This is a genomic window from Salinivirga sp. (assembly GCF_035268865.1).
Classification (GTDB): Bacteria; Bacteroidota; Bacteroidia; order Bacteroidales; family Salinivirgaceae; genus Salinivirga.
In genome coordinates, this window is the sequence record NZ_DATFKB010000199.1 from 1 (window position 1) to 7325 (window position 7325).

The window sequence follows — 7325 nt, forward strand, 5'->3', positions numbered from 1 at the left end:
TACCACTTACCGATGAAACCCTTTTTATGGCCGATGCTGATTTCATCAATGCTTTTGCCAAACCAGTTATTTTAATTAATACAGCAAGGGGTAAGGTGCTAAAAACCAGCCACCTGGTCGATGGTATGAAACGTGGAAAAGTTAGGGGTGCCTGTCTCGATGTACTCGAGTACGAAGCTGTATCATTTGAACACCTGCATAAAAAAGCATTACCTGAAGAATTTCGGTATTTAAGCGATAGCGATAATGTTGTGTTATCACCTCATATTGCAGGCTGGACACACGAGTCAAATATTAAACTCTCATCTGTTTTGGCAGAAAAAATAATTGCTGAATTTGCTTAGAAAAACCGAAGGGATCAATTTTCCATAAAACGCACTATTTGAGCTGTTTTCCGTGTTTTTTGCTCAATCAAAACGTCATTGTTTTTTAATACTTTGCCAAGGCTCTCATTATTGTAATTTCTAATGGTTATAATTTCTGCATTGTCATTAAATTTTACATGATAATGTTCTTGTAGTTCAGCAATGAAAGGATCAAACATATATTCAATTTGATCAATACAAATTGTAAAACTGGCAGCCGACATTTGAGCCAGTTGCACGCTTATATGCATGTCAGACAAAAGCTTAAAAATGTGGCTTATATCTGTTTCGGCTACAAATTCGGGTGTTTTTGGTCTAATGCTGATTAACACCTGGTTTTGCTTTCGGATATAAACCGGTAACTGATTTTTTGAATCATCTACTTTACTAATTAAGGAACCCTCTTTCTCTGGTTCAAGAAAAGAATTTACAATAAGTGGAATACCCCGTTCCTGCAGTGGCTTAATTGTTTTGGGATGAATAACTTTAGCTCCATAATAAGTTAACTCAATAGCTTCCTGGTACGAGAGCGCATCAATTTTTTGAGCATCGCTCATCCATGCCGGATCGGCATTCATAATGCCGGGAACATCTTTCCAAACCACAAGCTTTTTAGCATTGCAGGCGCTGGCAAGCAGCGCTGCAGAGTAGTCGCTTCCTTCCCGACCTAAGGTTGTTGTTTGGTTATTGGTCGATGCGGCGATGAAACCCTGGGTAAGATAAATTTTATAGTTTTCAAAAGTAAAACGCTCCAGTGCAAATCGTTTTGTCAGGTTCCAGATAACGCCGGCCTGCTTAAAATTGCGATCTGTACGAATTACCTCTCTTATATCAATGTAATGTGCTTTAGTATTGAGAATGTTGAAATAGGAGGCAATAATCTTTGTTGAGAGCAATTCACCAATTGAAACAATTTGATCATATTCATAATTAAAATCCAGAGAAGGAGTGCTTCGTAGTTTTTCCCATAAAGATTCATATATGCTATTCAGATTATCGGGGACATTTTGCTCGAACAGGTCGGAAATAATATTTTGGTGGTAATCTATGAGCTCATTTAAAGGTGCTTCTATATCTTTACCATTGAACCATAAACGAGCAATGTTTTCCAAACGGTTGGTAGTTTTTCCCATTGCCGAAACCACAATAATAAGATTGTCATCGCATTGGTTTACAATCTTTACCATTTCTTTGATGGCACTGGCATCTTTTATTGATGCTCCTCCGAATTTATAGACCAGCATATGATTTTAGTTTATTTATAGTCAAACACAAGTTGTATGTTTTTCTGCTTTTCAAAATAGAAATTAGTAAGTTTGTAATATAAGGCATTAATTCATTATCACCAATCTGATTATGTATGAATTGCCTGTTTTTTTTAAAAACTTTCGCAAACGTTTGCGGTGGTTTTGTTTGTTAGTCAATGTCTTAATATTTGGCCGCTGGTTTTGGTCTATTTGCAGAAAAACATCAACTATAATTGCTTGTTATATAAATGCTAAATGCTTAAAAAATAATGCTATGAAAGAATACCTGGGTATGACCCTCAATGAGTTTATCATTCGCCGACAATCGGATTTTAAATATGCAACCGGAGAACTGTCTCGATTACTTAGCCACATTGGTGTTGCGGCCAAAATTGTAAATCGTGAGGTAAATAAGGCCGGTCTTGTAGATATTTTAGGAGAGGTTGGCACTGTAAATACACAGGGAGAGGCACAGCAAAAGCTGGATGTATATGCCGATTCTCAGTTTATACATGCCCTAAGGGCTTCCGGAGAAGTTTGTGGAATGGCCTCCGAAGAAGATGACAATATTGTGACGTTCGATAATGTGTTGGCCAATGATGGAAAATATATTGTTTGTATTGACCCTCTAGACGGAAGTTCAAATATAGATGTGAATGTGTCTATTGGCACCATTTTTTCAATTTATCGTCGCATTTCGGAACGCGGGCATAAAGCTGAAGAGAAGGATTTTTTACAAGAAGGCCTTAAACAGGTGGCCGGCGGCTATGTCATTTATGGTTCATCGACTATGTTGGTTTATACTACAGGCCGCGGCGTTAATGGTTTTACACTGGACCCTTCAATTGGAGAATTTTGCCTTTCGCATGCCGATATCAGAACACCAGAAAGTGGCGCAATTTATTCAATCAATGAGGGATATTATTTGAAATTTGAAGATGCAATAAAAAAGTATATCAAGTATACACAGGAGGTTGACAAACAAACAAAACGCCCATATAAAGCCAGGTATATCGGATCGTTGGTGGCTGATTTTCACAGGAACCTGCTAAAAGGAGGTATTTATATTTATCCTGCCACAGCAGATGCGCCCAATGGAAAATTGCGGTTGCTATATGAGGCTAATCCACTGGCTTTTGTTGTTGAACAGGCCGGCGGAATGGCCATAAACGGCAAAGATCGTATACTTGACATGAAACCTCAGGATCTGCATCAGCGTACACCATTGATCATTGGATCCACAAATATGGTCAATAAAGTAATGGAGTTTATTGAAAATAAGTAAATTTGTTCTGATACCGGCCAAATATTTGTCGATTAATTAAAAAAGATATCGTATGAAACAAGCAGCATCTGTTTTTAAAAAAGGATGTTTGATCATAGTTCTAATTATGGCTCAAGCAGTTTTTGTGGCAGCTCAAACCGGCATTTTTTATTATCCAAACCCGTCAGAAAATTACGTAAACAATAAGCTCCTGGCTTTAACTGAAGCCCCTAATCAGGAAATTTATTTATTGGGTAAGCTTTCAAATGCTTCTTACGAAAAATCTATACCCTACTTTTGCAGGGTCGATAAAAGGGGCAACCTGCTTATTGAAAATCCGCTTACCAAACACCAGGTCTATGATTTAAGTGCCCTGTTTATATTAAACAACCAGCGGGTAAAGGCTTTCGGCAGTCGGCGGCAGGGCCCAATTTTCGCACCCTGGATGGTAACGCTGAATACAAAAGGAAACATCGTTAAAGAAAAAAGCGATTATGTGGTTTACTCAACCATAATGAACGACGTAACCAATATCGACGGGAAGAATCTGATGATTGCTGAAACCAAGGTTGACAATAATAAACTTTATAACATTAACCTTGTAAAACTCGATGCAGAAAAGGACGAAACACTCTGGTCGAAGCGGGTTGAATCTAATCAAAATGAAGAAGCAACCACGGTAGTTGCGCTGGAAGATGGCAATTTGCTTGTGCTGGGTAAAAAATACAGCAATGACCTTTCAGACTATTCTCCTGTGCTTTATAAAGTTAATCCTTCGGGTAAACCTTTGTGGCGAGTGGGCATACCTGTTCCGGATAATTTTTATGCCCAGGATATTGCCGAAGACAGCGAGGGCAACCTAATTTACATGTGTAGTTACAGCAAAGAATACATGGGATCTAACGAAACCCGCGTAATAAAATTAAATAAGCGAGGACAAAGAAAAAGTTATAATGTAATACTCGATATTAGTGCAAATGGCCTGGTAATGAAGCCAGAAAACAAATTTGTTTTGTATGGTTCCAACATCAAGGTGCATAATAAACGCCCTATTACCAAAGGAAAATATGTGGTACTGGGTAGTAATTTAAAACCTTTACATGAGCATGAATTGTCGCAAACAGATAAGCCCGACAGCGAAATGCCCGAAGAGGTGGCAAAAAACCTACCAACCACCAGCGACCTCACCACTGGAATATTGTTGAAAGATGGCCGTGTAGCACTGGCAGGTCGCATTTACATGCCTGCTAATCCTGCAAAAGCCAATCCGTATGGAAACGACCGGAATAATTTTGCATTGATGATAATTTTAGATGAATCAGGCAGATTTTAATTAACCTTTTTAAAAGAGTAAAATTATATTATGCCTGTTCGTTTCGGCGATCAGGCATTTTAATTTAGAAAAGTAGAATCATTATAAAACGTTATCTATGGTTAAGTATGAATTTGACAAACCCATTGACAGATCAGGGACAAGTTGTATAAAGTATGATGCCAGGGAAAGAATTTTTGGCCACGATGATGTGTTGCCTTTGTGGGTAGCCGACATGGATTTTGAGGTTGCACCAGAAATTGCAGAGGCAATACAAGAGCGGGCAAAGCACAAAATCTATGGTTATACAATGCGATGCGATGAATATTATGATATTATTCAGGATTGGCTAAAAAGAAGATATGGCTGGTCTGTTGAAAAACCACATATCTCTTTTTCTCCAGGTGTGGTTTCTGCTCTGGCTATGGCGCTGCTTGCTTTTACTAAACCCGGAGATAAGGTTATTGTGCAATCACCGGTTTATTTTCCCTTTTTTACCACAATAGAACAAAATGGGCGTCGGGTTCTAAACAATCAACTTGTAGAGGGGACCAATCAATACTCTATGGATTTTGACAATCTGGAGCGGCAAATCGACAATCAAACAAAAATGATGTTTCTGAGCAATCCGCACAATCCTGTAGGCAGGGCCTGGACAAAAGAGGAACTTACCCGCCTTGCAGAAATTGCCGAAAAATACCAGATTATAGTTGTTTCAGATGAAATACACTCTGATATAATTTTTTCAGGACACGAGCATACCCCATATGCTTCGGTTTCTGAATACGCAGCGCAAAATTCAGTAACAGCAATGGCTCCGAGTAAAACCTTTAATTTAGCAGGCCTGTCTACCAGTGTTGTTGTTATTGAGAACAAGCGCATGATGAAAGACTATAATTACATGGTGGAAACTTTTCATATCGGACTAACCAACCCTTTTGGTTTGGTTGCGCTTAAAACTGCTTATGAAAAAGGAGATGCCTGGCTCGAAGCTTTGTTGAAATATCTGGAAGCCAACCGTGATTATGTTGCCGGGTTTGTGCAAAAAGAGATTCCCGGTGTTGATGTGGTATTGCCCGAATCTACGTTTTTAATGTGGATAGATTTCAGGGGGCTTGGTTATTCCGATAAGGAGCTACAGCATCAATTGGTGAGGATGGCTAAGATAGGATTAAGCCATGGCCCCATTTTTCGCGAAGGCGGCGAAGGATTCCAGCGATTGAATTTTGGATGCCCCCGCTCTCAACTGGAAGAGGCCATGGAAAGACTTAAGAAGGTGATTCATGCCTAAACACATAAAAACAAGAGCTTTTGGTTGGTGGTGTAAGATGAAACCTCCATGTTGAACCAACTAAACAAATTAAATAATAAACAGACCAAACAAGCGGTTTTATCGCGATTATCGCAGGTAATGACCAATGAAAAAATGAAAACTAATGGATAAAAAAATTTTAAGTTTAGTTGTTTCAATTTTAATATTCACTTCAATCTACGGGCAGCAAACAATAAACAGTTCAATTATTCATGATGGTTTGCAACGAGATTATATACTTTATGTTCCAGCATCTTATTCAGGGAATATGGCTGTTCCCCTGATTTTTAACTTTCATGGTTACACCAGTAATGCCTCGGAACAAATGTTTTACGGAGACTTCCGTCCTATTGCCGATACCGCAAATTTTTTAATTATCCACCCCATGGGAGCGCCCGATACACTTGGGCAACCACACTGGAATGTGGGGCTGGGAGGAACAGATATTGACGATGTTGGTTTTACTTCAGCTTTAATAGACACATTGTTGCTCAATTACAATATTGACGAAGAGAAAATATACACTACCGGTATGTCAAATGGTGGTTTGATGAGTTATTACCTGGCCTGCCATTTGAGCGGGCGTTTTGCTGCAATTGCTTCGGTTACAGGCACAATGACGACAGATATGATCAATAATTGTTTTGCTACACATTCAATCCCCGTGATGGAAATTCATGGTACTGCTGACTATACCGTACCATACGATGGCGCAGGAGTGATGGAGCCCATTAATGATGTTCTGACTCATTGGGTAGATTTTAATAACTGCGGGGTTACTCCTGCAATTAGTGATGTACCAGACACGAATACAACAGATGGATCAACGGTTGAACATTACCTTTATTCCAATGGCGACAATGGCGTAGCTGTTGAACATTATAAAGTGATTGGAGGGGGGCATACGTGGCCGGGAACTGCTTATAATTCTGGCATGACAAACTATGATATAAATGCTTCTCTAAAGATTTGGCAATTTTTTGCACAATACGACATAAATGGCCGTATCAACCCAACTGCAATTGAAGCACCTGTCGCAATGAACGAAACAATTATTTATCCAAATCCCGCGACCACAGAGGTTTTTGTAGAAAGAGCAGACTCGGGAACCAAAACCTATAAAATATTTAACCTTCAGGGAAGGATAATGCTGCAAGGCCGCCTGGATGGGTCAAAAAAGACTATGAATGTTGAGCCGCTTGCTGAAGGGTTGTACGTGCTTCAACTGGGAGAGGCGGCTTTTAAATTTGTGAAACAATAAGATAAACCAGGTTTTCAGTCTGACATTTTTTGTTTTGCCCTATTGTGATGGCATAAGCAGGCCTTGCATTTCGTCTTTTTACAAGGCCGAAACGAGACTATATAATACAATTACCGGGCAAGTGTAATATTGTCTTTCCCGATCTGTCTTTTTCCTGTTTTGTGCAACAAAACGACGTCCTGAAAATCCATATCTGAAAATTAATCAGTTAGGGATGGAAAAATTACTTTTTGGGTCATGCGGAACAAATTATAAAGGATACTAATTCAAAAAAACAGGTTTCTTAAAAATATTTTTGAAATGATGTATTAAAGTTTAAATGAGATAACATAAGTTATCTTCGCCTCCAGCCGGCTTGGCTCTTCATTTTTGGGTTATTCCCTTCGGTCATGAGCTCAGCGCCTAACGGCGATTCGGTTGAACCAAAAACGAAGCAAAACTTTAGTCCGACTACCGGCGGGAATTCAAGGCTCAGTATTTTAAGCGACCTTCTTTACTTTCGATTTCTAAATTAAAAAAACTCGATGATGCTATTTATTTTCTTCTTCTAATTAGAGATATTGT

Annotated in this window: 6 protein-coding genes; 5 read left to right on the forward strand and 1 reads right to left on the reverse strand. The window is 39.0% G+C overall.

All coding sequences use genetic code 11. The annotated features are described in order from the left end of the window. Positions 1-344 (forward strand): NAD(P)-dependent oxidoreductase (locus VJ937_RS11940; RefSeq protein WP_324067400.1); only part of this gene is annotated, 344 nt, incomplete at its 5' end. 14 nt (positions 345-358) lie between these two features. Here the strand turns inward: VJ937_RS11940 and VJ937_RS11945 are convergent. Further along, positions 359-1609 (reverse strand): aspartate kinase, encoded by a 1251-nt coding sequence (locus VJ937_RS11945; protein ID WP_324067402.1) that lies wholly within the window; start codon positions 1607-1609, stop codon positions 359-361. 277 nt (positions 1610-1886) lie between these two features. Here VJ937_RS11945 and fbp point away from each other — a divergent pair, with 277 nt between their 5' ends. From fbp to VJ937_RS11965, 4 genes are all read left to right on the forward strand, one after another. Further along, positions 1887-2897, forward strand: a complete 1011-nt coding sequence (gene fbp, locus VJ937_RS11950; RefSeq protein ID WP_057953149.1) for a class 1 fructose-bisphosphatase — start codon at positions 1887-1889, stop codon at positions 2895-2897. Between the two features lie 52 nt (positions 2898-2949). Further along, complete coding sequence (locus VJ937_RS11955; protein ID WP_324067404.1) at positions 2950-4209, forward strand: hypothetical protein; 1260 nt, start codon at positions 2950-2952, stop codon at positions 4207-4209. A gap of 97 nt (positions 4210-4306) precedes the next feature. After that, positions 4307-5479, forward strand: a complete 1173-nt coding sequence (locus tag VJ937_RS11960) for a PatB family C-S lyase (RefSeq protein WP_324067407.1) — start codon at positions 4307-4309, stop codon at positions 5477-5479. Positions 5480-5624: 145 nt separating this feature from the next. Beyond that, entirely contained in the window at positions 5625-6761 is a 1137-nt protein-coding gene (locus tag VJ937_RS11965; protein WP_324067409.1) for a T9SS type A sorting domain-containing protein, read from the forward strand. The last annotated feature ends 564 nt before the right edge of the window (positions 6762-7325 follow it).